The 26,017-nt window shown below is 47.9% G+C and carries 23 protein-coding genes; 19 read left to right on the plus strand and 4 right to left on the minus strand.

What is annotated here, in order from left to right:
* Window positions 1–80 precede the first annotated feature (80 nt).
* Window positions 81–806: an SDR family oxidoreductase gene (locus tag KOG47_RS04340; protein ID WP_074036502.1), complete on the plus strand. Its 726-nt coding sequence runs from the start codon at window positions 81–83 to the stop codon at window positions 804–806.
* Between the two features lie 10 nt (window positions 807–816).
* Entirely contained in the window at window positions 817–1,539 is a 723-nt protein-coding gene (locus tag KOG47_RS04345) for a metallophosphoesterase family protein (protein ID WP_215243811.1), read from the plus strand.
* A 44-nt stretch (window positions 1,540–1,583) separates the two neighbouring features.
* Here KOG47_RS04345 and KOG47_RS04350 read toward each other — a convergent pair whose 3' ends face one another.
* Complete coding sequence (locus KOG47_RS04350) at window positions 1,584–2,681, minus strand: M24 family metallopeptidase (protein WP_196430906.1); 1,098 nt, start codon at window positions 2,679–2,681, stop codon at window positions 1,584–1,586.
* 165 nt (window positions 2,682–2,846) lie between these two features.
* Here KOG47_RS04350 and KOG47_RS04355 point away from each other — a divergent pair, with 165 nt between their 5' ends.
* Window positions 2,847–4,157 carry a DRTGG domain-containing protein gene (locus tag KOG47_RS04355; protein ID WP_074036504.1) on the plus strand — a complete coding sequence of 437 codons (1,311 nt, stop codon included), beginning with the start codon at window positions 2,847–2,849 and terminating at the stop codon, window positions 4,155–4,157.
* 41 nt (window positions 4,158–4,198) lie between these two features.
* Here KOG47_RS04355 and KOG47_RS04360 read toward each other — a convergent pair whose 3' ends face one another.
* On the minus strand, window positions 4,199–4,513 hold the full coding sequence (locus KOG47_RS04360; protein ID WP_074033432.1) for a YtpI family protein: 315 nt from the start codon (window positions 4,511–4,513) through the stop codon (window positions 4,199–4,201).
* A gap of 75 nt (window positions 4,514–4,588) precedes the next feature.
* Here KOG47_RS04360 and KOG47_RS04365 point away from each other — a divergent pair, with 75 nt between their 5' ends.
* Window positions 4,589–5,557 carry a DHH family phosphoesterase gene (locus KOG47_RS04365; protein WP_074036506.1) on the plus strand — a complete coding sequence of 323 codons (969 nt, stop codon included), beginning with the start codon at window positions 4,589–4,591 and terminating at the stop codon, window positions 5,555–5,557.
* Window positions 5,558–5,573: 16 nt separating this feature from the next.
* Here KOG47_RS04365 and KOG47_RS04370 read toward each other — a convergent pair whose 3' ends face one another.
* Window positions 5,574–5,765 carry a YtzJ family protein gene (locus tag KOG47_RS04370; RefSeq protein ID WP_074036509.1) on the minus strand — a complete coding sequence of 64 codons (192 nt, stop codon included), beginning with the start codon at window positions 5,763–5,765 and terminating at the stop codon, window positions 5,574–5,576.
* 103 nt (window positions 5,766–5,868) lie between these two features.
* Here KOG47_RS04370 and dnaE point away from each other — a divergent pair, with 103 nt between their 5' ends.
* The 15 genes from dnaE to coaE all read left to right on the plus strand — a co-directional run bounded on the left by dnaE (window position 5,869) and on the right by coaE (window position 25,460).
* Entirely contained in the window at window positions 5,869–9,036 is a 3,168-nt protein-coding gene (dnaE, locus tag KOG47_RS04375) for a DNA polymerase III subunit alpha (RefSeq protein ID WP_196430905.1), read from the plus strand.
* Window positions 9,037–9,113: 77 nt separating this feature from the next.
* Complete coding sequence (locus tag KOG47_RS04380) at window positions 9,114–9,668, plus strand: FadR/GntR family transcriptional regulator (RefSeq protein WP_196430904.1); 555 nt, start codon at window positions 9,114–9,116, stop codon at window positions 9,666–9,668.
* Window positions 9,669–9,682: 14 nt separating this feature from the next.
* Window positions 9,683–10,537, plus strand: a complete 855-nt coding sequence (gene accD, locus KOG47_RS04385) for an acetyl-CoA carboxylase, carboxyltransferase subunit beta (protein WP_196431849.1) — start codon at window positions 9,683–9,685, stop codon at window positions 10,535–10,537.
* Entirely contained in the window at window positions 10,530–11,465 is a 936-nt protein-coding gene (locus tag KOG47_RS04390; protein ID WP_074036513.1) for an acetyl-CoA carboxylase carboxyltransferase subunit alpha, read from the plus strand. The genes accD and KOG47_RS04390 overlap by 8 nt, the downstream gene beginning before the upstream one ends.
* 160 nt (window positions 11,466–11,625) lie before the next feature.
* On the plus strand, window positions 11,626–12,594 hold the full coding sequence (pfkA, locus tag KOG47_RS04395; protein WP_012726720.1) for a 6-phosphofructokinase: 969 nt from the start codon (window positions 11,626–11,628) through the stop codon (window positions 12,592–12,594).
* Between the two features lie 93 nt (window positions 12,595–12,687).
* Entirely contained in the window at window positions 12,688–14,430 is a 1,743-nt protein-coding gene (pyk, locus tag KOG47_RS04400; RefSeq protein ID WP_074036515.1) for a pyruvate kinase, read from the plus strand.
* Between the two features lie 67 nt (window positions 14,431–14,497).
* Window positions 14,498–14,962, plus strand: a complete 465-nt coding sequence (locus KOG47_RS04405; protein ID WP_012726718.1) for a DUF441 domain-containing protein — start codon at window positions 14,498–14,500, stop codon at window positions 14,960–14,962.
* Window positions 14,963–15,146: 184 nt separating this feature from the next.
* Window positions 15,147–16,259, plus strand: coding sequence for a citrate synthase (gene citZ, locus KOG47_RS04410; protein WP_159562532.1), 1,113 nt, complete (start codon window positions 15,147–15,149; stop codon window positions 16,257–16,259).
* A 99-nt stretch (window positions 16,260–16,358) separates the two neighbouring features.
* Window positions 16,359–17,627: an NADP-dependent isocitrate dehydrogenase gene (gene icd / locus KOG47_RS04415; RefSeq protein ID WP_031423152.1), complete on the plus strand. Its 1,269-nt coding sequence runs from the start codon at window positions 16,359–16,361 to the stop codon at window positions 17,625–17,627.
* 21 nt (window positions 17,628–17,648) lie between these two features.
* The gene (gene mdh / locus KOG47_RS04420; RefSeq protein WP_214687018.1) at window positions 17,649–18,581 is read left to right on the plus strand and encodes a malate dehydrogenase; all 933 of its coding nucleotides are present in this window, start codon (window positions 17,649–17,651) and stop codon (window positions 18,579–18,581) included.
* Window positions 18,582–18,764: 183 nt separating this feature from the next.
* Window positions 18,765–19,466 (plus strand): response regulator transcription factor, encoded by a 702-nt coding sequence (locus KOG47_RS04425; RefSeq protein WP_074036521.1) that lies wholly within the window; start codon window positions 18,765–18,767, stop codon window positions 19,464–19,466.
* Window positions 19,463–21,190, plus strand: a complete 1,728-nt coding sequence (gene pnpS / locus KOG47_RS04430) for a two-component system histidine kinase PnpS (RefSeq protein WP_196430902.1) — start codon at window positions 19,463–19,465, stop codon at window positions 21,188–21,190. The genes KOG47_RS04425 and pnpS overlap by 4 nt, the downstream gene beginning before the upstream one ends.
* 207 nt (window positions 21,191–21,397) lie before the next feature.
* Window positions 21,398–23,992: a DNA polymerase I gene (polA, locus tag KOG47_RS04435; RefSeq protein WP_215243812.1), complete on the plus strand. Its 2,595-nt coding sequence runs from the start codon at window positions 21,398–21,400 to the stop codon at window positions 23,990–23,992.
* A gap of 21 nt (window positions 23,993–24,013) precedes the next feature.
* Window positions 24,014–24,841, plus strand: coding sequence for a bifunctional DNA-formamidopyrimidine glycosylase/DNA-(apurinic or apyrimidinic site) lyase (mutM, locus tag KOG47_RS04440; RefSeq protein ID WP_196430900.1), 828 nt, complete (start codon window positions 24,014–24,016; stop codon window positions 24,839–24,841).
* 13 nt (window positions 24,842–24,854) lie between these two features.
* Window positions 24,855–25,460, plus strand: coding sequence for a dephospho-CoA kinase (gene coaE / locus KOG47_RS04445; RefSeq protein ID WP_012726710.1), 606 nt, complete (start codon window positions 24,855–24,857; stop codon window positions 25,458–25,460).
* Window positions 25,461–25,473: 13 nt separating this feature from the next.
* Here the strand turns inward: coaE and KOG47_RS04450 are convergent, their stop codons facing one another.
* Window positions 25,474–25,956, minus strand: a complete 483-nt coding sequence (locus KOG47_RS04450) for a site-2 protease family protein (RefSeq protein WP_196430899.1) — start codon at window positions 25,954–25,956, stop codon at window positions 25,474–25,476.
* Between the last annotated feature and the right edge of the window lie 61 nt (window positions 25,957–26,017).

Below are 26,017 nucleotides of genomic sequence, written 5' to 3' on the forward strand. Positions count from 1 at the left end.
TTCATGACGATGTTCACGACATGTCCAAGTTTGGAATTCGTGTGAAAGAACGGGTAAAATAAGGCGGAGGAGGTAGGGCGATGAAACATGTAATGATTACATCTGGTGCCAAAGGGATCGGACGCGTAGTGACGGAGCGTCTGTTACAAGATGGGTGGCACGTCAGCATTTTGCAACGGAATCCGATTGACTGGGAACATGAACGGATACATATGATCGAGGCCGGATTGACGGACCGCGAACAACTGCTCTCAGCCTATGAGAAAGCGGTCGAACGTTTTGGTGAACCGAACGCCTTGATTTTAAATGCAGGTCCATATATCTTTGAGCGGAAACCGCTCGTCGAATTGACAGACGAAGAGTGGGACGAAGTACTCACGGGCAACCTGTCCGCCTCATTTTGGTTGATGCGTCGTGCGATTCCTTCCATGCGCTCAAATCGATTTGGACGCATCATCTCGTATGGGTTTCCGGAAAGTGGGACGGCCCCTGGCTGGATCCATCGTTCTGCGTTTGCCGCTGCAAAGACGGGACTCGTCAGTTTGACAAAATCGGTCGCGCTAGAAGAGGCCCCGTTCGGGATTACGGCGAACATGGTCAATCCGGGCAATATCGTCGGCTCTCAAAAGGAGATGCGCATTGATGAAGCGGAAGTGGATGAAGGAACTCCGGTCGGTCGACACGGGACAGGAGAAGATATCGCGCGTTTGATTTCGTTCTTATTACAAGAAGACTCGGACATGATCACAGGTGCCATCATCGATGTGACAGGCGGCGTCAACGTCGTCCATCAATACCGAAAGTGAGGGGAACGCGATGAAGATTGGAGTGGTCACGGACGTTCATGGAAATCTCGAGGCGTTGGAGGCTGCACTTCAAGTCATGGATGCGGAGCGGGTCGACGTCATCTGGTCGCTCGGTGACATGATTGCAATGGGACCGGACTCTAATGCGGTCATGGAGCGTTTGTTAGACCGGGGAACGCATATGATTTCTGGGAATCATGATGAAGCGGTTCTTTCCCTTTTGGCTGGACACGGTCATCCAGAAAGTTATGCTCATACGCGCCCACACCATGAGTGGGTTGCACGTCATCTAGAGACTCGATATGCAGATGTCATCGAATCCCTTCCACGAACAATGTCCGTCAAAATGGTTGGCGAAACGGTGTTCGGCATTCATTATCATATCCCGACCGAACGACGCCACGCCACGATTGTCGAAGAACCGTTTCACGAGATTCTCGAACCGACACTGGAAAATATGCAGCGACTGTATGGAGCATATACAGGAGAAATCGTGTTATTCGGACATCACCATCCTGTCCATCTGTTTGAAGATGACACCAAGCGCTACGTCAATCCTGGTGCGCTCGGAGTGGCGAAAGATGACCTGGCTCGCTTTGCCATATTATCTGAAGGAGAAACCGGGATTGCTCTTGAACTGAAGGCGGTCCCATATGACAAATGTGCCTTTTTAGAGAAGATGGAACGTTATGACGTACCGCAACGGGATGTCATGCTGCGCTTGTTTTATTAAGATATGTAAAAAGTGCGATCCTTGAGAATGGATCGCACTTTTTGTCATTCAATCTCTTGAAGAGTTTTCGGATAACTCGTCAATGTGATGGGACCACTTTCTGTCATGACGAGATCGTCTTCAATACGGACTCCGCCGACTCCCGGTAGATAGATACCCGGTTCGACTGTGAACGTCATCCCGACTTGGGCGGTCATGTCATTGTTCGCTGCCATCGAGGGGTGTTCGTGTACTTCGATTCCAATTCCGTGACCGATTCGATGAGTGAAGTATTCACCATATCCTGCAGACGTGATGACTTGTCGTGCCGCGATATCGATTGCGCCGAGTGTCGTACCGACGTTCGCCATCTCGATTGCGGCTTCCTCAGCCTGAAGAACCGTTTCGTAAATCTCACGTTGTTTGCGACTCGCCTCACCGAAGACAACCGTCCGTGTGATGTCTGAACAGTATCCCTGCCAGACGACACCGAGGTCGAACAAGGCAAAATCTCCTTTTTTCAAGCGGTTGTTGCCTGGGACACCGTGAGGGTCGGCACTATTCTCACCGAACAAGACGAGCGTGTCGAACGACATTTCACGGACGCCTTGCTGTTTCATGGCGTATTCAATATCCGCGATGACCTCGAGTTCTGTCACGCCTTCACGGAGGGAGCGGATCCCGGCTTCGATGGCCATATCTGCCAACTCGGCGGCCCGCTTCATGATCCGGACTTCATCCGGTGATTTGATCATACGTAACGTTTGGAGCTCGTCTGTCAAATCGATAATTGACAGACCGGCAAAACCGGCGCGAAGCTGCTCGACTCGGTTGAATGTCAAATGCTCCCCTTCGATTCCGATTCGTTCAGGAACGATTTGGTTATCGAGGAATAACTTGACGATTTTGTCCCATGGGTTTTCATGGTCCATATACGTCACGATTTCACCTGACCAGTCACTCGCTTCGACAATCCCTTTTTCAAGTGCTGGGCAGATGATGGCAGTTGTGCCGTTCTTCAAAACTAAAATGGCGATCAATCGCTCGTGCGCTTCCGCGTATACTCCCGAGAAATAGAACACGGATGCTTTCGACGTGATGAATGCTGCATCTAACCCTTTTGTCGCTAGAGATTGTGCAATTTGATTGGTGCGTTGATTCAAGTTGAATCCCTTCCCTTCTACCTCTTACGTTGACTACTCGTCTATTATAGCTGTTTCGAAAACAGAAAGGAAATGTTGCAATTTGATTGGTACAGTTTGAACTAGTTCGACTGATACAGTATACTGAATAGAGTAGAAAATGTATTGAGAGAAGGGACTCCGCGTATGACCACAAAACATGAACAGATCATAGCACATATCGAGTCACTCGATGTAGGGTCAAAAATTTCGGTCCGCCAAATCGCCAAAGAGTTGGCTGTATCAGAAGGTACGGCTTATCGGGCCATCAAAGAAGCTGAGAACCTAGGTTTCGTATCAACCATTGAACGGGTGGGGACGATTCGGATCAAGCGAAAACATAAAGAAAATATTGAAAAGCTGACATTCGCCGAAGTCGTCAATATCGTCGATGGTCAGGTGTTGGGCGGACGTAACGGTCTCCACAAGACGCTATCGAAATTTGTAATCGGTGCCATGAAGCTCGAGGCGATGATGCGATATATCGATGTCGACTCACTCGTCATCATCGGGAACCGCGAGAAAGCGCATGAACTCGTCTTACAATCAGGTGGGGCTGTGTTGATCACAGGGGGATTCGACACAACGGATGAAGTGAAACGAATGGCAGATAAGTATGATATGCCTGTCATTTCTACATCCTATGACAGTTTTACCGTCGCGACGATGATCAACCGAGCCATCTATGACCGTCTAATCAAAAAAGAGATTTTACTCGTCTCAGATATCGTCATCCCGCTCCACGATACGTTCTATCTGAAGTCAGATGACACAGTGAAACGTTGGCACGAGCTGAATGAACGGACGAAACATAATCGGTATCCCGTCATCGATGAACAGATGAAAGTGGTCGGCGTGATCACGGCAAAGGATGTCATTGATAAATCACACGACTATGATATTGAGAAGGTCATGACGAAAAGTCCGATTACAGTAGGCGTACAAACGAGTGTCACCAATGCCGCGCACCAGATGGTGTGGGAAGGGATCGAGATGTTACCTGTCGTTGATAACTACGGACGTCTGCTTGGGATTATTAGCCGCCAAGATGTGTTGAAGGCGTTGCAACTGGCGAATCGACAACCGCAAGTCGGTGAGACGTTCGATAACATGATCACGAACCAGCTGAAAGAAGATCCTGCATCGAACGGGACGGCCTTCACGGTTGAAGTGGCCCCACAGATGACGAGTCATATGGGGACCGCCTCATCTGGCGTGTTGACGACCTTGTTGGTCGAAGGGGCGACGCGAAGTCTACGTCATATGAAGAAAGGCGATCTCGTGGTTGAGAATATCACCGTCTATTTCATGAAGCCGATTCAAATTGAAAGTCAGATTCGAGTGTCGGCCCATGTCTTCGACCTCGGTCGGAAGTTCGGGAAAGTGGATGTGGAGATGACGCAAGGGACACAACTTGTCGCCAAAGCGCTCGTCACGGCACAACTCATCGATCGGTAATAAAAAGAGCACCTGCTACAGCGCGTAGCGGGTGCTCTTTTTCATGATGGCGTATTCGTCGGTTCTTCTGCGGCGAGAGGGTAAATTTTGCGGTAACGGATAAATCCGACAACAGCATTCCCTAAACCGACGACTAACATGACGATGCTGACAATCCAACCGACAGATGAATTCAGACCGAATCCCCCGACCATTTGGTTCGCAGCGAACAATGCGAGGAATAAACTTAACCAGATCAACGCTTGCGTGTTGAACAACGCTTTTCGGTTTGGCGTCTTTGTCAAAAAAGCACGGCGCTTGAAGACAAGGTACGCACCGAGCGCGAACAAAATGAGTCCAATCATGACAAGTTGCAAGTGAAGGAACCCCTTTCTATCTCGTAATCTGTTATCATCATACCATAATAGTGTGTAGGAAAGTGAGGAATCATCATGACGCAATGGCAGGAAGCGGATACAATCAAATCAGAAATTGAGGCGGCTGACACCATTTTCATTCACCGCCACGTACGACCAGACCCTGATGCGTTGGGGAGCCAGCTTGGTTTACAGCGCATTCTAAAATCGGTTCATCCGGAGAAGCAAATCTATGTGGTCGGTGGCATGGTTCCAGACCTCGAGTTTTTAGGAAAGATGGAACATGTCGAAGAAGAAATGTATCAAGACGCGCTCGTCCTTATATTAGATACGGCGAATCAAGAGCGAATCGATGGACCATTTGCGCTAAAAGGGAAGACAATCATTAAAATCGATCATCATCCCGATGAAGATCCATATGCGATGACACAGATTGTCGATACCTCGGTCAGTTCGACGTCTGAGATGATTGTGGAACTCGCGGACATTTGGAGATATCCAATCGACCAAGAGGCGGCATTTTTACTCTATGCCGGCATCGTAGGCGACACAGGACGATTCCAGTTTCGAAATGCTACGGCCCGAACGTTTGAGATTGCTTCGGCGCTGATCGCGAAAGACATCGATACGAATAAATTGTACCGACACATGTATAAGACCAACTTAGCGACTCTTCAGTTACAAGGGTACGTGTTACAGCACGTCAATGTCACAGAAGAAGGCGTCGGCTATGTGAAGATTGACAAGGACGTGCTCCGGACGTTCCATGCGTCCCCGGAAGCGGCATCGCAACTCGTCAATAGCTTCTCTGGCCTCGAAGGATTGAAATGTTGGGTCATGTTCGTGGAAAACAAAGAAGAGATTCGTGTGCGCATCCGGTCGAAAGGTCCTGTCATCAATGAAGTGGCCAAGCGATACCGTGGGGGAGGTCATCCGATGGCGGCTGGTGCCACGATTGACACATGGGATGAGATGGATGACGTGATTGCGGCTTTGAATGAAGTGGCTGGGGAATTCACGTTTGAAGAAAATGAAGAGAGCTGACCGAGGTCAGCTCTCTTCATTTGTCTCCATTTTCCTTTGGGATGAACCATGTACCTCGTTCGGTCACGTCCTCGACGACGTCGAGCTGATACTCAGTAATGTACTTACGGAGCCGGTCGATGATTTCTGGGCTGTCGGCAAACACTGTTTGACCATGCTGTAATTTTTCTAACTTATCGCGTGCAATCTGTCCCCGATTGATAATCATACGCTTTTACCCCCTTTTGTCGTGAGTTTTGTCTATAATTATTGTATCAGAGAAGTGATGAATTGAGTTTGACAATTCCATTAATATAGAAAGGAGGCCAACGATGATTCATCTGAATGTCAGAACTGCTTATAGTTTACTACAAAGTACAATCCGGTTAGAACAATATGTCTTGCAGATGACCGAACGGGGAAGTCGTTCCGTGGCGATCGCAGACGATGCGTTCTATGGGGTTCCGACATTTTTGTCATATTGCCAACGATATGAGGTGAAACCGCTAATCGGACTGAGAACGGTCCTCCGATTGGATGGGTTAGACGTATCCGTGATTGTGTATTCATCTAACGAAACGGAGCTTAAGGAACAATATCGTATCATCCAGGCGGGAGGAATTGAAGGACGGACAACGATGCCGCTGATCGTATTACCTGAAAATTGGAAAGCGAGTGATCCGGTTCACCGGCGTCGCCTTTATCATCAACTCTTGTCGTTTGTTGATGAAGAGAAGCTGTGGCTCGGACTACCGGCACCTCAGACTACGGAACAGGTACAAGTGTTGAAACAACTTCGTCTCATGCGCGAAGAGCTTGCTGTCCAATTGATTCCGGCCCCTGAAACGAGATACATGAGACCGGAAGATGTGGAAGGATTCCGAGCCATTTCTGCCATTCGCGAAGGGGACGTGATGTCGAATGAAGACGTGCGACAAAAAGGATTGCACGTTCGACTACCGAGTGAAATGAATGACTGGTTCACAACGGAAGAATTATCGGAACTGGATCGATTCGAGGCATTGATTCGGCTAGATCATCTACCACGTGCGGAAGGGGCGATTCCAGAAATTCCGGATGCCGATCAAAAGCTGAAACGACTTGTCGGTGAGCGGTTGAAGGCGATGGAACTCGTGAAAGAACCTTACATCGAGCGGGCAAAGTTTGAGCTTGAAGTCATCGCCAATACCGGATTTTCTTCCTATTTCTTGATCGTGGAAGACATCGTTCGGTTTGCTCGAGAATCTGGGATTGAAGTAGGTCCGGGGCGTGGATCGGCAGCAGGTTCACTCGTCAGTTTTGCCCTCCATATCACGGAAGTCGATCCGGTTCATTACGGGTTGTTGTTCGAACGATTCTTAAATCCAGAGCGTGTGTCGATGCCAGACATAGACCTCGATTTTGAAGATGAACGTCGTGAGGAAGTGGTTTCTTACGTACTATCAAGATACGGTCATACGCATGCCGCACAGATCGGGACACTTGCCACGTTCGGTGCGAAAGCGGCAATTCGAGACGTTGCGAGAGCGCTCGGGATGACCCTTGAGGAAGGGCAGGCTGCGAGCAAGCAAGTGAAAGCCGGAGGACTTGATGAACTGATGTCGAGCCAGAAGCAGATGAAGTGGTTTGCCGGTAGCCAAAAGCGTCAGCAGTTATTACGGATTGCCAAACAGCTAGAAGGTTTGCCGCGTCAATCCTCCGTTCACGCGGCAGGAGTGGTGCTCAGTCGTCAACCGATTGAAGAAGTGACTCCGCTCCAACCCGAACTTGAAGAACACGTGACCCAATATAATATGAAGGATTTGGAAGAGGTCGGGCTTCTGAAAATTGACTTGCTCGGATTACGAAACTTGAGTCGCTTGCGAAAGATGGAGGATTTGATTCGAGAAAGTGATGCGCTGTTCTCTCTGAAAACAATTCCGTTAAACGATGCTCGGACGTATCGATTGCTTGCGAGAGGTGAGACGGACGGAATCTTCCAATTTGAATCGACCGGGATGAAGCAAGCGCTTCGACAAGTGAAACCGACTGAGTTTGAAGATATCGTTGTCACGATGTCACTCTATCGCCCGGGACCGATGCAATTCATCGAAACGTATGCGAAGCGAAAACACGGTATGCCTTACCAACCAGTCCACCCAGACGTAGAAGACGTCATGAGACCGACATACGGTGTACTCGTCTATCAAGAACAGGTGATGAAACTTCTCCGTAAACTCGGAGGCTATTCCTATGCGGAAGCGGATTTGGTCAGACGTGCTATTGCCAAAAAGGATACCGGAACGATTGCTCGGGAACGAGAACGATTTTTGCAACAAGCAAAAGCGGGAGACCAGGACGTCTTGGCGCAAATCTTTTCATGGATTGAAAAGTTTGCCGGGTACGGATTTAACCGCTCTCACGCTGTCGCCTACAGTTTGATCAGTTACCGATTGGCTTACGTCAAAGCACATTTCCCTCGTGTCTTTCATGTGGTGACATCAGAAAAAACAACGGAACTTGTCAGACTGTTACGGAAAGATCAAATTCCGGTGTACCCACCGGACGTCTTACATGGTCACGCTGACGCGACACTTGAGGGACCGGGCGTCCGGCTCGGGTTGAAGGCGGTCCAGGGGTTGACCAAACGGGATGTGGACCGACTGATTGAACTGAACGGGCAGTTGAAAGATGTCAGAACGCTTCAAGAAGCCATGGAGTGGAAAAATAAAGACCAACTGAAATTACGTCGATTACTTGGTGCGGGCGCGCTCGACCGGATGTATCACGGTGACCGGACACATGCCTTTGAAGCAGTCGAACGTTTGCGAGAAGAAGCGGGAACACATTTTTTACCGGATGAGCTGTCTTCACTCGGACTAAAACAGAAAAAAGTGAAAGAACCGAATTGGTCTGAAGAAGAGAGGGAGGCGCTCGGGACATGGGTGGTCCACTCTCCATTGACGGCACTTCCGGATATCGGGATCGAACCGTCTACAATTGAAGAAGTCATGAATGGAACAAACGGTTATCTCGTCGTATATGTAGATGACGTACGTACGTTCATGACAAAAAAACAAGAACGGATGGGTGTTCTCATGGTGGACGATGGCATGACGCAAGACGAGGTCGTCGTGTTTCCTCGAACATTCGCGCAGTTTGGACGGTCCCTCTATGCCGGTAACATCTTGTTACTCGAGGTCCATTCGAATGAACGGGATGGTCGCAAGCAATTGATTGTCGAACGGGTTCGACCGTTACACGGGCAAGCCTTATTCATCCGGCTCACACTCGACCGCTTCCCTGAATTGGAAGATTGGATTCAACGAGCACAAGGGGATGTCCCGGTTGTATGCCGATTCACGGATTCGAAGGAAGTGAAACAACTGGCTTCAGCTTTTTCAATCAATCCGAATGAAGAGTATGTGGCGGAAGCGAAAAGACGGTTCGGGGAAGAAAATGTCGTACTGAAACGAATCGATACAAAAATGGTTGGTCCAGAAACTAGTACCAAGTCCTAAAAAGTGATATAATCGCACTAATTGGTCTGACCACTTAAGTTTGATAGGTGATCCAAAAAAGGGAGTTGAACGGTCAGATGCATGAAAAACACGCATCCTCATTTCACGGAAACATTTCAAAGATTAGAAAATTAATTGTCCAATCGTCTTTAGTTCCAGGTGATCGGCTTCCATCCGAACGAGAGCTCGCCGAAACGCTGTCCATTAGCCGCGCTTCGGTTCGCGAAGCGTTACGAGCGTTGAGCTTTTTAGGCATCGTGGAGACGAGACATGGTGGTGGTACCTTTTTGTGTGAGCAAGACCGACATCGGTACATTGAGATATTGTCGGAGTTCATTGTGACCAAACAGACGAAAGCGACCGATATTATTGAGATGCTTCGACTATTGGAGCGCATGGCGTTTTCAGAAATTGAACCGACTAAGGAACGACTGGCTCTGTTAGAAACGGTGATCGAAGATGATCGAACGTTTCGCCAGCAACTCATCTTTCAGTTGAAGAATGAACTGTTCATTCGAATTTGGAGTGAGGTCAATCGCTTTTTTGACGGATTAGACGTTGGGGATTTATATACGCTCGAGGAACGGAAACGATTTGTCGAGACGTGGCGTGGAATGGGGATGCCGGAATGAACGAGGGGGAAGCGATGACTGCTTTTTTCAAGAAACCGAAACGATATATGCCATTGCGTCAACGAGAACCAAAGATTGACGCACCACAGGGATTGATGACGAAATGTCCATCTTGTAAATATATGCATTATACAAAACAGTTGAATGAGAACCACAAAGTATGTGATTGCGGCTATCATTTTCCGCTTCAGGCGCAAGAACGGATTGATATGCTTGTCGACGAAGGGTCTTTCGAACGCTTTGTGGGACCGTCTGTCAAGGCGAATCCACTCGACTTCCCTGACTATGAGGAAAAGTTGACGAAAGATCGTGAGCGGACCGGGATTGAAGAGGCCGTCGTATGTGGAAAGGCGACAATCGACGGACTACCACTCGTTGTCTGTGTGATGGATGCGAGATTCCGTATGGGGTCGATGGGTGCATACGTTGGAGAAGCGATTGCTTCGGCTGTCCGAAACGCCACATCACTCGGGCTTCCAGTCGTCTTGTTCACAGCATCAGGTGGGGCTCGGATGCAAGAAGGAATGGTCAGTTTGATGCAGATGGCCAATACGTCCATCGCTCTAAAAGAACATGACGAAGCAGGACTGCTGTACATCGCGTATTTGACTCATCCGACGACAGGTGGTGTGTCAGCGAGTTTTGCGATGCTCGGCGACTTGAACGTCGCAGAGCCGGGAGCGCTCATCGGGTTTGCAGGACGACGAATCATCGAACAGACGATTCGGGAAAAACTTCCAGAGAACTTTCAAACTGCTGAGTTTTTACTTGAGTCAGGGCAGCTGGATGCGGTCATTCATCGTGAACAGATGCGTTCGTTCTTGAAGAGGATGATTGAATTACACGATGGGGGTGTCCGTCATGTTTGACCCAATCAAAGAAGTCACTGAACAACTGAATAAATTACGGGAGACCGCTGAGACGAAAGGGATTGATTTATCCCGAGAGATTCGTCATCTCGAGTTAAAGCTCGACCGATTAGAAAAAGATATTTATGGGAATATGAAACCGTGGGATCGCGTCCAGTTGGCGCGAAACCCGAAGCGACCGACAACGCTCGATTATATCCAGCATTTATTCCCTGACTTCATGGAACTCCATGGGGACCGACATGGGTATGACGATGCGGCAATCGTATCTGGACTTGCGACGTTTGAAGGAGTGCCGGTGACGATTATCGGACATCAGCGTGGGCGAAACACGAAAGAGAACATGAAACGAAACTTTGGTATGCCGCACCCGGAGGGCTATCGAAAAGCATTGCGTTTCATGAAACAAGCCGAGAAGTTCAACCGTCCTATTTTGACATTCATTGACACGAAAGGGGCTTATCCGGGGAAAGCCGCAGAAGAGAGAGGTCAAAGTGAAGCGATTGCCCGTAACTTGTTTGAGATGGCGACGCTGAAAGTGCCGATCGTCTCCGTTGTCATTGGAGAAGGTGGTTCAGGTGGTGCGCTTGGGATTGGTGTATGCGACCGTCTATTGATGCTTGAGAATAGTACGTACTCAGTCATCTCGCCAGAAGGTGCAGCGGCACTATTGTGGAAAGACGCGAAACAAGCAGAGCGTGCGGCAGAGACGATGAAGATTACAGCACAAGATTTATTCAACCTAGGGATTGTCGATGAAGTGGTAGGAGAAGTGTACGGGGGGGCACACGTTGATGTGTCACTACAGTCGTCACTCTTGAAACCTGTCTTATTACAGCACATGAACGAGTTGCTTGCGCAATCGACTTCTGAGCTGATTCAAGGACGTGCGACCAAATATCATCAAATTGGCACAATTAATGAGTGAAAACGGTAACAATGGCTTTGAATAAAGCTTTATTCATTCATCAAGTGACTGCTTTGTGAGATACCCTATGCATTTTTTTCACATACTTGTGTTGTAAAACAAAGGTCAGACGTGGTATTTTATTTTCAGATTTCGTTAAAACACATAAGAGGTGAGCGACGTGAATTTAAAACGTATTGCGGTATTAACAAGCGGAGGAGACGCTCCTGGAATGAACGCTGCTGTCCGTGCCGTGACCCGAAAAGCAATTTTTGAAGGTCTTGAAGTGTACGGCGTGTATAACGGCTATCAAGGATTAATCGAAGGTGATTTAGTCGAATTAAATCTTGGATCAGTCGGCGACATCATTCAACGTGGAGGTACGTTCCTTCGCTCTGCGCGCTGTCCTGAATTCAGAACAGAAGAAGGTCGCGCAAAAGCAGTAGAACAGTTGAAGAAATTCAATATCGATGCCCTCGTGGTCATCGGTGGAGACGGCTCTTATCGCGGAGCTCAAAAATTGACTGAACTCGGATTCCCAACAATCGGCCTTCCGGGTACAATCGATAACGATATCCCAGGAACAGATGCGACAATCGGTTTCGACACAGCACTCAATACAGCGCTTGATGCGATCGATAAGATTCGTGATACGGCGTCATCACATGAACGTACGTATGTCATCGAGGTCATGGGTCGCGACGCTGGTGATATCGCGCTTTATTCTGGTCTCGCTGGTGGTGCTGAGTCGATTCTCGTCCCAGAACGTCCAGAGGATTTGAATGCAATCGTGGAACGAATCAATCACGGGATTGCACGCGGTAAGAAGCACTCGATCGTCATTGTTGCTGAAGGTGCGGGAAGTGCGGAAGAAATCGGCAAATTGATTGCTGAGAAGACGAACTCAGAAACACGCGTCACGATTCTCGGTCACATCCAACGTGGTGGTTCCCCAACTGCCGCTGACCGTGTCCTTGCAAGTCGTATGGGTGCATACGCTGTGGAGATCTTGCTTGAAGGGAAAGCGGGCCGCGTTGTCGGAATCCGTAACAACCAGATGATGGATCTTGATATCGATGAGGCGCTCGACAATAACAAGCACACGATTGATATGCAATTGATTGACCTCGTTAACCAATTGTCGATTTAAACGATTTTGTATGTTGCAGAGACGGGATACGGTCCAAGGCCCCCCGTTTTCTGTTTGTAAGTTGCACTATATCCCCTAGGAGGTTTTTATATTATGCGTAGAACGAAAATTGTATGTACCATTGGACCGGCTTCTGAGAAGCGTCTTCCTGAGATGATCGAAGCTGGGATGAACGTTGCCCGTCTCAACTTCTCACACGGTGACTATGAAGAGCACGGCGCTCGTATCCGTGACATCCGTGAAGCGGCGAAAGCAGCGGGTAAAGTTGTCACTGTTCTTCTCGACACAAAAGGTCCAGAGATCCGCACGCATACATTCGAAGACGGTAAGGCACTTCTTGAAAAAGGAAAAGAAGTCACAATCGTCTCAACGGAAGAAATCGTCGGAACGAAAGATCGTTTCTCTGTGACGTACGAAGGACTCTACGATGATGTGGAAGTCGGTTCACACATCATGCTCGACGACGGTCTCATCGGACTCCGTGTCGTTGAAAAGCTTGATAACCGTGATCTCCGTTGCGTCATTGAAAACGAAGGAATCATCAAGACGAAGAAAGGTGTTAACTTGCCAAACGTCAAGGTAAACCTTCCTGCCCTCACGGACAAAGACATCGCGGACATCGAGTTCGGGATCTCACAAGACATTGACGTGATTGCAGCATCATTCGTACGTCGTGCATCTGACGTAGTTGAAATTCGCCAACTTCTCGAGAAACATAACGCATCACACATCAAGATTTACCCGAAAATCGAGAACCAAGAAGGTGTCGATAACATCGAAGAAATCTTGGCAATCTCTGACGGTTTGATGGTAGCCCGTGGGGACCTCGGAATTGAAATCCCGACAGAAGAAGTGACACCAGTTCAAAAAGAACTCATCAAGAAGTGTAACGATCTCGGGAAGCCGGTCATCACAGCAACGCAAATGCTTGATTCAATGCAACGTAACCCGCGTCCGACACGTGCGGAAGCATCAGACGTAGCAAACGCAATCTTGGATGGAACAGACGCAGTCATGCTTTCTGGTGAAACAGCTGCAGGGGACTACCCAATCGAATCTGTTCAAATGCAAGCTGCAATCGCAGAGCGTACAGAACGCATGCTCGACTACAAAAACTTGTTGAAAGATCGTCAGAAGCGCAGTGAGCATACAGTGACGGATGCGATCTCTCAAGCGGTTGCGCACACGGCAATCAACTTGAACGCCAAAGCAATCTTGACACCGACACAATCAGGTTATACGGCTGCTCGTACAGCGAAGTATCGTCCTGAAGCGAACATCATCGCGGTGACAGAATCGGAGCGCGTTGCGCGTCAATTGAACCTCGTATGGGGCGTATATCCAATCGTTGCTGAAACAATGCCGAACAACACGGATGAAATGTTGGTTCAAGCATCGGAAGCGGCACGTCACGCTGGATTCGTCACTGACGGTGACCTCGTTGTCATCTCAGCTGGTATTCCTGCGGCGACAGCTGGTACGACAAACATGATGAAAGTCCACATCGTTGGTCACGCTCTCGCAGACGGGCGTGGAATCGGTGAGCGCGGTGTTGTTGGAGAAGTCGTTGTCGCGAAAAATGCGGATGAAGCAAATGCAAAAGCGAAAGACGGCATGATCCTTGTCGCACCATTCACAGATAAAGAAATGATGCCTGCGATCGAAAAAGCGGCTGGAATCATCACAGAAGACGGCGGATTGACGAGCCATGCTGGGATCGTTGGACCATCACTTCGCAAGCCAGTCATCGTAGGTGTTGATGCAGCGACAGCATCGCTTCGTGACGGTCAGATGATTTCAATCGACCCACTCACAGGTAAAATCTACAACGCATAATTGAACGACAATCGAACCGGCCTTCTACAAAGGTCGGTTCTTTTTCCGTTCGAAGAAAGGAATACGTATGAGTGCATATCTATTTTTATTGATGCTTGTCTTAATCGGTGTCATTTCAAATAACCAATCTGTCATTATCGCAAGTAGCGTCTTGTTGATCATCAAAGCAATCGGATTCGGAGACCAGTTATTTCCGACACTTGCATCGAAAGGAATCAGCTGGGGTGTGACAATCATTACGATCGCAGTTCTCGTCCCAATCGCGACCGGCGATATCGGGTTTAAAGAATTGTGGAATAGTATTAAAGGGCCGGTCGGGATTGTCGCATTTGCCTCAGGGATGTTCGTTGCCATTGCTGCGGGGCAAGGTGTACAACTAATGCGTGTCGACCCGGTCGTCACCACGGCACTCCTTGCAGGTACGATTCTAGCGGTTGGATTCATGAAAGGGATTCCCGTTGGACCGCTTGTCGGAGCTGGTATCGCGGCATTGATTTTAGGTGGATATCAAGTTATTGAAAAATGGTTTTGATATTTTCTGACAACTGAAGCCGCTTACATTTCTTTTTTGCAATAAATTGTTTATACTATATAAAGGACAGGGTAAACGGAGACTGGGTGAATGCAGGGGAACAACCCGTCCCGTATCCTTATTCCCTATAAACAGACTGTTTTTACGGTCGACCACTTTATACAAGACTGAGGGGGAGTTATGAATGTCAACGACAAAAGGGTTAGAAGGTATTGTGGCAGCAGCCTCAAAAGTCAGCTCAATTATTGACGGACAATTGACTTACGGAGGATACACCATTGATGATTTAGCGGACAACGCCACATTCGAAGAAGTAGTGTTCTTATTGTGGAACGACCGCTTACCAAATGCAGAGGAATTGACAGCGCTCTCAGATGCGCTTGTAAAAGAAGCGACATTGCCTGAAGAGGTGATTGATACGTTAAGACGTGCACCGAAATCAGCCAATGCAATGGCGACGATTCGTACGGCACTTTCACAACTCGCTCTATATGATGAGGAATCTGAAGACATGAGTGACGAGGCCAACATGCGTAAAGCGATTCGTCTACAAGCACAAGTCGCTACAATCGTGACGGCATTCGCCCGTCTTCGTAAAGGGGAGCAGCCGGTCGCACCGAAACCAGGTCTTTCTTACGCTGCGAACTTCTTATACATGCTAAACGGTGAAGAGCCGAGCGATGTAGCAGAAAAGACGATTGATAAAGCGCTCATCTTACACGCAGACCACGAGTTGAATGCTTCGACATTCACTGCTCGCGTTTGTGTAGCGACGCTCTCGGATATGTACTCAGGTGTCACGGCGGCCATGGGGGCACTCAAAGGGCCACTTCACGGTGGTGCGAACGAAGCGGTAATGAAAATGTTGCACGAGATCGACTCGGTCGACCGTGTTGAAGAATATGTTCGTGGCAAATTCGAGCGCAAAGAGAAGATTATGGGCTTCGGTCACCGCGTTTACAAGGATGGCGACCCACGTGCGAAACATTTGAAAGAAATGAGCCGTCAGTTGACTGCTCAAATCGGCGAACCGAAATGGTATGAGATGTCTGAGAAAATCGACCATCTTGTCGAAACGGAAAAAGGTTTGAAACCAAATGTCGATTTCTATTCAGCTTCAACTTATTATGCGCTCGGTCTCGAAGAAGATCTATTCACACCAATCTTCGCCGTATCTCGTATGTCTGGCTGGATTGCGCACATTCTCGAGCAATATGCGGATAATCGCTTGATTCGTCCACGTGCGGAATATGTCGGTGAAACGAGCCGTAAGTATGTTCCGGTAAACGAACGTTAATTCGAGACACATTTTAGACAAAAGTTTGGTAAACTAACAAGTGACGTAGGTCGGCGCACGCGTCGACCTACAGTAATGTACTTAGGGGGATTCATTATGTTGACACAAGGACAAAAGATTACAGTTGAAAACGGTGTATTGAACGTACCAAATGTACCGACCGTACCATTCATTATCGGTGACGGAACAGGTCCTGACATTTGGAATGCGGCTGTTCGCGTATTTGACGCTGCGGTTGAAAAAGCATATGGCGGCGACAAGAAAATCGAATGGATGGAAGTATATGCTGGGGAAAAAGCATATAACGAAAAAGGCGAATGGCTCCCAACAGAGACACTTGATCAAATTCGTGAGTACTTGATTGCCATCAAAGGACCACTTACGACTCCGGTCGGTGGAGGAATTCGTTCATTGAACGTCGCACTTCGTCAAGAACTCGATTTATATACATGCCTTCGCCCAGTTCGTTACTTCACAGGTGTTCCATCACCAGTAAAACGTCCTGAAGATACAGACATGGTCATCTTCCGTGAAAATACTGAAGATATCTATGCTGGAATCGAGTACGCTTCAGGAAGCGATGAAGTGAAAAAACTCATCAAATTCTTGCAAGACGAGATGAATGTCAACAAGATCCGTTTCCCAGAAACATCAGGAATCGGAATCAAGCCAGTTTCTTCTGAAGGAACAGAACGTTTGGTTCGTGCAGCAATTGAATATGCGATTGCGAACAACCGTAAATCTTTAACGCTCGTCCACAAAGGGAACATCATGAAGTTCACAGAAGGTGCCTTCAAAAACTGGGGTTATGCACTCGCTGAAGCGGAGTACGGTGACAAAGTGTTCACATGGGCACAGTATGACCGTATCAAAGAAGAATCTGGTGAAGCAGCTGCTAACGAAGCTCAGTCGAAAGCGGAAGCTGAAGGGAAAATTATCGTCAAAGATTCAATCGCTGATATCTTCCTCCAGCAGATTTTGACACGTCCACGTGAGTTCGACGTTGTTGCGACGATGAACTTGAACGGTGACTACATCTCAGATGCCCTTGCTGCTCAAGTAGGTGGAATCGGGATTGCACCTGGTGCGAACATTAACTACATCACAGGACATGCGATTTTCGAAGCGACACATGGTACAGCTCCGAAATACGCGGGTCTTGATAAAGTAAACCCATCTTCAGTCATCCTTTCAGGTGAGATGATGCTCCGCCACATGAACTGGAACGAAGCGGCTGACCTCATCATCAACTCAATGGAGAAAACGATCGCTTCGAAAGTTGTCACATACGACTTCGCACGTCTCATGGACGGAGCGACAGAAGTGAAATGTTCAGAGTTCGCGGATGAATTGATTAAAAACATGTAAGACGACCGAGGAGGAGAGCTCATGATTCGTCGTAACAAAATTTCTGTTATTGGAAGTGGCTTCACCGGTGCAACGACTGCACTGTACTTGGCTCAACGTGAGCTAGGGGATGTCGTACTGCTCGATATGGAAGAAAAAGTAGGACCGACGAAAGGGAAAGCGCTCGACATGCAAGAAACGGCACCGATTCAAGGGTTTGATTCGTGGGTCACAGGTACGTCTGATTACGCGGACACGGCCGATTCCGATGTGGTTGTCATTACCGCGGGAATCGCGCGCAAGCCGGGGATGAGCCGGGACGACCTCGTCGCAACGAACGCAAACGTCATGCGCTCGGTTGTGAAAGAGATTGCCCGTTACTCTCCAGACGCCATCCTGATCGTATTGACGAACCCAGTAGACGCCATGACGTACGCGGCGTTCAAAGAATCAGGGTTCCCGAAAGAACGCGTCATCGGTCAATCCGGTGTATTGGATACGGCTCGCTTCCGAACGTTTGTGGCACAAGAGCTGAATGTTTCTGTCAAAGACGTATCCGGATTCGTCCTTGGAGGTCATGGAGACGAAATGGTGCCTCTCGTACGCTATTCTTACGCTGGAGGCATCCCGCTCGAAAAACTCATCCCACATGAGCGAATCGAGCAAATCGTTGAACGGACACGAAAAGGTGGCGGCGAGATTGTCCAACTACTGGGCGATGGCTCGGCGTATTATGCGCCAGCCGCTGCCATCGTGGAGATGGTCGAGGCGATTGTAAAAGATCAGCGTCGAATCTTACCGGCCATCGCATACCTTGAGGGAGAGTACGGATTCCATGATTTGTATCTTGGCGTCCCGACGATTCTTGGTAAACATGGAATTGAGCAAGTGTTAGAGCTCGACTTGACGGATGAAGAAAAAGCAGCGCTATCGAAGTCTGCGGATTCTGTCCGCTCGGTATTAAGCGTCTTATAAGTTTGAGGTGCTTCCTGTCATGTTGCAGGAGGCACCTTTTTTGCGCCTTCTCTCTTATCGAACATGCTACACTGAAAGTGGATTTGTTTTGTTTTTGTAAAGATTTGCTTTGAGGTTGGTCGTTTCAAGCATTGATTTGTAAAATAGAAAGTGACATTTGATGGTTTAAGAGGAGGAAGCAGTGTGGCTGATAAAGTAATTGTTGTCGACGATGAAGTATCGATTGCGACATTATTGAAATTTAATTTAGAACAGGCTGGCTTTGAAGTAGAGACGGCGCACGACGGCAAAACCGGATTGGAATTGGCTGAGAAAAAGGACGCCGTGCTCATCGTGCTCGACTTGATGCTGCCGGAGATGGATGGACTTGAAGTGTGCAAACGACTCCGTCAGCAAAAAGTCAATACACCGATTTTAATGCTCACGGCAAAAGATGATGAGTTTGACAAAGTATTGGGGCTCGAGCTCGGAGCGGACGATTATTTGACGAAGCCGTTCAGCCCACGTGAAGTAGTCGCGCGCGTCAAAGCGATTCTTAGACGTTCTGCCCCGCAAGAATCGGCGGTTGAAGAGGACGTCATTCAAATCGGAGATGTTAAAATCGTCACTTCAAACTACGAAGTGTTCAAGCAAGGGGAGCGCCTCGAGTTGACGCCGAAAGAATTTGAATTGTTAGCCTATTTGGCGAAAAATAAAGGACGCGTGTTGACGCGAGATCAATTATTATCGGCCATTTGGAATTATGACTTTGTGGGTGATACCCGGATTGTTGATGTCCATATCAGTCACCTTCGTGAAAAAATTGAACCGGTAACGAAGAAACCGACCTATATTAAAACGATTCGCGGTCTTGGCTATAAGATGGAGGAGCCGACTTCGGAATGAAGACGTATCGCTCTAGATTTATGACGACTCTCATTTTTCTTGTCACCGGTGTCTTGCTGACGCTCGGGATTGTCCTTGGGCAGCTCTTCAAAGACTTTTATCTGGATTCAGAACGAGATCGTCTAAAAGAAGATGCTCAATTGGCAGCCCTCTACCTCGAGGGAGGCGCATTGGACGAGATTCGTGAGTATGTCGGTCAAATCGATGACGGAAGCAGCTTTGATATTCTCCTTCTCAATAGTAGGATGGAGGTAATCGCTGGCACGCCGTTTCGCGTCGGGTCCATCGATTACAAAATTGATCCGAATATGGTCCCTGAGGAAGGGACGTTCGGTGAAGCGGATGAGGACGAGTTGATTCAATACACAAAACCGATCGAACTTGCGACGGGTGGGACAGTCTATTTAACATTCATCCGTTATGTATCGGATTTAGAAGGGGTGTACAATCGCATCTGGTTGACGATTGCCCTCGCGCTCTTCTTCTCCTTCTTCATAATTTTATTCGTGCTCCAACATTTGACGAATCAATTTATTCGACCAATCGATGAGGCGACGATCGTTTTGCGGGAACTGGCGGACGGGAATTATCGGGCCCGTGTGTATGAACTCAGAAATGATGAAGAGACCGGTAGCCTAGCAGGGTCAATCAACGTGCTTGCCCGGAATTTGGAGTCGATTTCTCTCGGGGAGTCCGTACAACGGGCGAGACTCGAATCGTTAATCGAGTATATGGGGGCGGGTCTTCTGCTCGTCGACGAGCGAGGGATTGTCACGTTGGTCAACCGCTCTTATCGTGAAATGTTCCAATACGATGATTTAACGATTGGACAATTTTATCACGGGATTCTACCGAGTCCTGAAGTAGAAACACTGATCGAAGACGTTTATTTGACGGAAGAGGTCCACCGCCGTCAGTTATCGATTCGAACGGGATTCAATCAAAAAACGTATATGGTATCCGCAGCACCGATTTTCAGTGACACCGGGATGCTTCGCGGCACGACGTTACTGTTTAACGATATCACGGAACTGAAACGACTTGAGAAGATGCGGAAAGATTTCGTGGCGAACGTTAGTCATGAACTGAAGACACCGCTCACATCCATACGTGGGTTTAGTGAGACGCTTCTTGATGGGGCGAAAGAAGTCCCGGAACTTCGAGACCAGTTTTTAGATATCATCCAGAAAGAAGCGACACGGATGCAGATGCTTGTTGAGGATCTCCTTGAATTGTCGAGATTGGAGCGGGATGACTTCCAAATGGAGTTGGTGTCAGTCGATCTGAATCAGCTCGTCGATGAGGTCTGTCTCCTGCTCAGTCAAAAGGCGAGCAAGAAGTCGATTCAGCTAGAAACGAAACACGAGGGGACGGTCGTCTTGCAAGCGGACCTGAACCGAATGAAGCAAGTCATCATGAACTTGGTCGCCAACGCCATCAACTATTCACCAGAAGGAAGTCGTGTCGACATCGCCGTGGAAGCAATGGCAGATTCCTATAAACTTCGCGTCAAGGACAACGGAATCGGGATCGCCGAAAAAGAAGTGAGTCGTATTTTTGAGCGCTTCTATCGTGTCGATAAGGCAAGAAGTCGGAACTCGGGTGGAACTGGCCTCGGACTCGCCATCGTGAAACACATCATCGATTTGCATCATGCCACGATCGACGTAGAGAGTGAGGAAGGCAAAGGAACGACGTTTACCATTACATTCCCTCGGGTTTAACAATGACTTTATCGTTCGTTCATATTTACTTTACAAAACCTTGCTATCCTATGAATGAGACCTCTTCATCATCTCGTGACTCGATCGGTGCTCATCTCCACACGATCGAGAATTTGGCCCTTTTCTATTCGTAGAAAAGGGTCTTTTTTTTCGAACGCATGTACCCGTATGGTATGATGGTTGAAGAGAAGAATGGAGGTCGATTGAATGAATAAACTACTAGTCCTTGATGGGAACTCCTTAACATATCGTGCGTTTTTTGCACTGCCTCCGATGTCGGATGCGTCAGGTCGGAATACGAATGCAGTGTATGGGTTTACGATGATGTTATTGAAACTAATGGAAGATGAGCAACCGACTCATTTTGCTGTGGCGTTCGATGCGTCAAAGAAAACGTTCCGTCACGATACGTTCGCGGAATACAAAGGTGGACGTCAAAAGACACCGGGAGAATTGCGTGAACAATTTCCGCTCGTGCGTGACGTTTGTCGGGCGTTTGGCATCTCTGTCTTAGAGCTTGACCAATACGAGGCGGATGATATCATCGGGACGCTCTCAAAAGACCCGACTTTTGATCAGGTGACGGTTGTGACGGGGGATAAGGATTTACTTCAATTGATCAATGAACGTGTGACGGTCTATTTGACGAAACGAGGCATCACCGACGTTGAGAAAATGACCGTGACCGCGTTCAAGGAACGCTACGACGGACTACAACCGATTCAGATGATTGACCTAAAAGGATTAATGGGAGATAAATCTGACAACATTCCTGGTATTCCAGGGGTCGGGGAAAAGACGGCACTGAAGTTGATTGCCACATACGGTACCGTCGAGGCCCTTTACGAACATACGGATGAGTTGAAAGGGAAGCAAAAGGAAAAAGTAGAGGCGAATGAACAAGAAGCGAAAATGTCGAAACAGTTGGCGACCATTTACACGGATGTACCGATTGATGTGACGATGGATGATCTTCTCTTTAAGCCATATGACGCTTCGGTCGTCAAAACGTTATTTATGGATTTACAGTTCAAGTCACTCATCGGCAAATTGACGGATACCTCTTCAGAAGAACCGGTTGAAAAAGCGGAACGACCAACAATCGCGTTGGCCGATCAAGATTTATCTCGAGCTGTGTTAATGCTTGAACAGCTGAATGATGATTATTTTGAAGAAGACGTGATTGGATTGGCGATCGCGTCGGAACGAGGTGTCACGATTGGAGATGTGACGCTTCTTGAGGACGAACGGGTCAAGGAATGGATCGAAAACGAGACGAAGACGACGATTTGTCTCGATGCGAAGCAGACAATTATTCAATTGAAACGTCACCAATTGGCACTGCGTGGGTATGAAGACCTGCTTGTCGCAGGGTATTTGCTCAACCTATCTGGTGGGACGTCTCTCAGCTCGATTGCCGCACACTTTACGTATCCTCTTGAGGAAGATGAAACGGTCTACGGAAAAGGTGCAAAAATCAAGGTGCCGGAAGAGAATGTTTTTCATGCTCATCTCGCAGAAAAGGCGTACGCCATCTATACATTGTTTGAACGCATTGTTTCGGAGTTGAAAGAGAATGAACAGACAGAACTCTATGAGGCGCTTGAAAAACCACTCGTCTCCGTATTGGCCGAGATGGAGTGGGCTGGTATCCACGTAAATGTCGAAACGCTTCAACATATGGAAACGGACCTGCGTGAACGTCTAAATGCACTTGAGGTCACGATTCATGAATTAGCCGGGGAACCGTTCAACATCAACTCACCGAAACAGTTAGGGGTCGTATTATTTGAAAAACTGTCACTCCCTCCTGTGAAAAAGACGAAAACAGGATACTCAACGGCAGCGGATGTCCTCGAAAAATTGGCACCGCTTCATCCGATCATTGAGAAAATCATGCATTATCGTGAACTTGGCAAACTTCAGTCCACGTATGTCGAGGGCTTGCAGAAAGTCGTGAAGGATGATGGCAAGATTCATACGCGTTATACACAGACGCTTACTCAAACGGGACGGCTTTCGTCGGTTAACCCGAACCTTCAAAATATTCCGATTCGATTAGAAGAAGGGCGTCGCATCCGTAAAGCGTTTACCGCGAGTGAACCGGGATGGGTACTTTATGCGGTCGATTACTCTCAAATCGAACTGCGCATCATGGCACATATGTCACAAGATGAGAAGATGATGGCAGCCTTCCTTCACGATGAGGATATTCATACGTCGACGGCGGCGAACGTGTTTAAAGTTTCCACTGAAGAAGTTACGTCACTCATGCGTCGTCAAGCAAAAGCCGTCAACTTCGGAATCATCTATGGCATCAGTGATTATGGACTCTCACAAAACCTAGGGATTACACGGAAAGAAGCGCAGACCTTTATCGATACGTACTTTGAACAGTTCCCTGGCGTGAAGACGTTCATGGATGCCGCGATTGAACGGGCACGTGAACACGGGTTCGTCGAGACGATGTTGAAACGACGCCGGAACATCCCGGACATCCATTCTCGTAATTTCAACTTGCGTGGGTTTGCTGAACGTACCGCAATCAACACACCGATTCAAGGAACGGCAGCGGACATTATTAAAAAAGCGATGATTGATGTCGATCATGCGTTAAACACGTCAAAACTTCAATCTAAGCTGTTGTTACAAGTACACGATGAATTGATATTCGAAGGTCCGGCCGAAGAGATGGAAGCATTAGAAAAACTTGTGACCGAAGCGATGGAACATACGGTCACACTTGATGTCCCGTTACGTGCGGACGGAGCGGTTGGAACGACATGGTTTGACACGAAATAAACGGATAGAAAGGAAATCAGTATGCCAGAATTACCAGAAGTCGAAACGGTCTGTCGTAGGTTGCGACCTGCCGTTTCAGGAAAAACGATTCAGTCTGTCGATGTCCTCGACCCTAAAATTATCCGCGGACTCGACCCCGAAGAATGGGTTCACCATTTGATTGGAGAAACGATTACGGATGTGGAACGTCGGGGGAAATTCATCTTATTCAAATTGACGAACGGGTATCTCGTCTCCCATCTTCGGATGGAAGGGAAGTTTTTCCCTTATGACTCCATTACAGAACCGGTAAAACATACACATATCGTGATTACGTTCACGGACCAATCGACTCTACACTATAATGATGTCCGTAAATTCGGTACGATGGAGTTGCGGACGAATGAAACGATTCATACCACACCACCGCTCTCATTACTTGCGTACGAGCCGTTTGACGAGCGTGTGACAACCGAGCTGTTACACCGACGTTTAGAGCGCATGAAGACACGCGCGATTAAGACCGCCCTCCTCGATCAGTCCATTTTTGTTGGATTAGGTAACATCTATGTAGATGAGACGTTGTTTCGTGCGGGTGTCCATCCGACACGACCGGCCGCAAGTTTGTCACATGAAGAAGTCGACCGTGTTCGGACTGAAGCCATTGCTGTCTTGACTGAGGCCATTGAGCGTGGAGGTAGTACGATTCGCAGTTATGCCAATCCAGATGGGGCCACAGGAACGTTTCAAGAGAGGCTCTACGTGTATGGACAGACCGGAGAACCGTGCCGCCGATGCGGACATGAAATTGAAAAGATGAAATTGGGCGGGCGAGGTACGCATTACTGTCCGCACTGTCAACAACGTTAAGGGGTGGACGTGTATGTTGAAGATTGGATTGACTGGTGGAATTGCAACCGGGAAGTCTACGGTATCGCGACTGTTTCGAGAACGAGGCATTCCGATTATCGATGCCGATTTGATTGCAAGGACGGTCGTTGAACCAGGAGGAAAGGCGATTGAAGGGGTAAGGGCCGCATTTCCAAAGTGTTTTGTGGGCGACGTGCTGAACCGTCCTGCGCTCGGTCGGGAAATCTTCCATGATGAAGCAAAACGTCAGCAATTGAATCAATTGATGCATCCAGCGATTCGAGAAGAAATGAATGAGCAAATGCGAACGTATGAGGCATCGGGGGAACCTGTCGTCATTTTTGATATTCCGTTACTGTTTGAAGGAACGATGCTCGATCTGGTTGATTATTCCGTCGTCGTCTATTGCCGTGAAGAGATTCAACTGATGCGTCTCATGGAACGGAATGGATTGACGAAAGAAGAGGCGTTAGCCCGTATTCGTTCACAGATTCCAATTGAAGATAAAAAGCACCAGGCGGATTTCCTCATAAACAATAATGGGGCATTAGGGGACCTTCCTCCACAAATCAATCGTCTGGTCGAACAGTTTCAAACGATACAAAAAGAAGGCGACTGATATCGCCTTCTTTTTAGTTTAATGGATCGGATTCTGGAGACCCTTTTTTCCATGTATCATAAATCGCACGTCCATCACTAGGATGACCGTTCGAATAATAGATGGGATAGAGTGAGAAGAAGATATAGTAGAACGAGAAATAGGCGAACTGATACGTATAGAGTGTCGGTTCAATATCTCGTCGAAGAATGAACGCGTTGACGATTAAGATGCTCGCTAAATTGAAAATGGCTCCACCGCCATAGACTAGCGTACGGGTGACCTTGTTGCTCCATTTTAAATCAGTGAACTGGCACCATGCATCGTAAAAATAAACACGATTTACTTGTAAACGACCTACTTTAAACATTTTCTTCCCGGTACCGATTTGCATATCGAGTGAGCCGCCGAACAACTTTGCGAAGAAGAAGTGACCAAGCTCATGAATTAACGTCACAATCGGTAAAATGATAAAGAACGAAATAAAGAATTTATCGATATCTCCCCAATCAAACATCATGACGCCTCCTTTCTCTTGTCTGTTACGCCAAGAAATTTCCCTCATTTTCAAAAAATAA

This window comes from Exiguobacterium sp. s121 (assembly GCF_018617245.1).
GTDB lineage: Bacteria > Bacillota > Bacilli > Exiguobacteriales > Exiguobacteriaceae > Exiguobacterium > Exiguobacterium profundum.

Excerpts from the sequence above, each read along its gene's own strand:
- KOG47_RS04345 (WP_215243811.1), top strand. The coding sequence starts at position 817 with ATGAAGATTGGAGTGGTCACGGACGTTCATGGAAATCTCGAGGCGTTG.
- KOG47_RS04365 (WP_074036506.1), top strand. The coding sequence starts at position 4,589 with ATGACGCAATGGCAGGAAGCGGATACAATCAAATCAGAAATTGAGGCG.
- dnaE (WP_196430905.1), top strand. The coding sequence starts at position 5,869 with ATGATTCATCTGAATGTCAGAACTGCTTATAGTTTACTACAAAGTACA.
- KOG47_RS04450 (WP_196430899.1), bottom strand. The coding sequence starts at position 25,956 with ATGTTTGATTGGGGAGATATCGATAAATTCTTTATTTCGTTCTTTATC.
- pyk (WP_074036515.1), top strand. The coding sequence starts at position 12,688 with ATGCGTAGAACGAAAATTGTATGTACCATTGGACCGGCTTCTGAGAAG.
- KOG47_RS04340 (WP_074036502.1), top strand. The coding sequence starts at position 81 with ATGAAACATGTAATGATTACATCTGGTGCCAAAGGGATCGGACGCGTA.
- KOG47_RS04390 (WP_074036513.1), top strand. The coding sequence starts at position 10,530 with ATGTTTGACCCAATCAAAGAAGTCACTGAACAACTGAATAAATTACGG.
- polA (WP_215243812.1), top strand. The coding sequence starts at position 21,398 with ATGAATAAACTACTAGTCCTTGATGGGAACTCCTTAACATATCGTGCG.
- mdh (WP_214687018.1), top strand. The coding sequence starts at position 17,649 with ATGATTCGTCGTAACAAAATTTCTGTTATTGGAAGTGGCTTCACCGGT.
- KOG47_RS04370 (WP_074036509.1), bottom strand. The coding sequence starts at position 5,765 with ATGATTATCAATCGGGGACAGATTGCACGCGATAAGTTAGAAAAATTA.
- KOG47_RS04380 (WP_196430904.1), top strand. The coding sequence starts at position 9,114 with ATGCATGAAAAACACGCATCCTCATTTCACGGAAACATTTCAAAGATT.
- KOG47_RS04355 (WP_074036504.1), top strand. The coding sequence starts at position 2,847 with ATGACCACAAAACATGAACAGATCATAGCACATATCGAGTCACTCGAT.
- KOG47_RS04405 (WP_012726718.1), top strand. The coding sequence starts at position 14,498 with ATGAGTGCATATCTATTTTTATTGATGCTTGTCTTAATCGGTGTCATT.
- accD (WP_196431849.1), top strand. The coding sequence starts at position 9,683 with ATGACTGCTTTTTTCAAGAAACCGAAACGATATATGCCATTGCGTCAA.
- coaE (WP_012726710.1), top strand. The coding sequence starts at position 24,855 with ATGTTGAAGATTGGATTGACTGGTGGAATTGCAACCGGGAAGTCTACG.
- mutM (WP_196430900.1), top strand. The coding sequence starts at position 24,014 with ATGCCAGAATTACCAGAAGTCGAAACGGTCTGTCGTAGGTTGCGACCT.
- pnpS (WP_196430902.1), top strand. The coding sequence starts at position 19,463 with ATGAAGACGTATCGCTCTAGATTTATGACGACTCTCATTTTTCTTGTC.
- citZ (WP_159562532.1), top strand. The coding sequence starts at position 15,147 with ATGTCAACGACAAAAGGGTTAGAAGGTATTGTGGCAGCAGCCTCAAAA.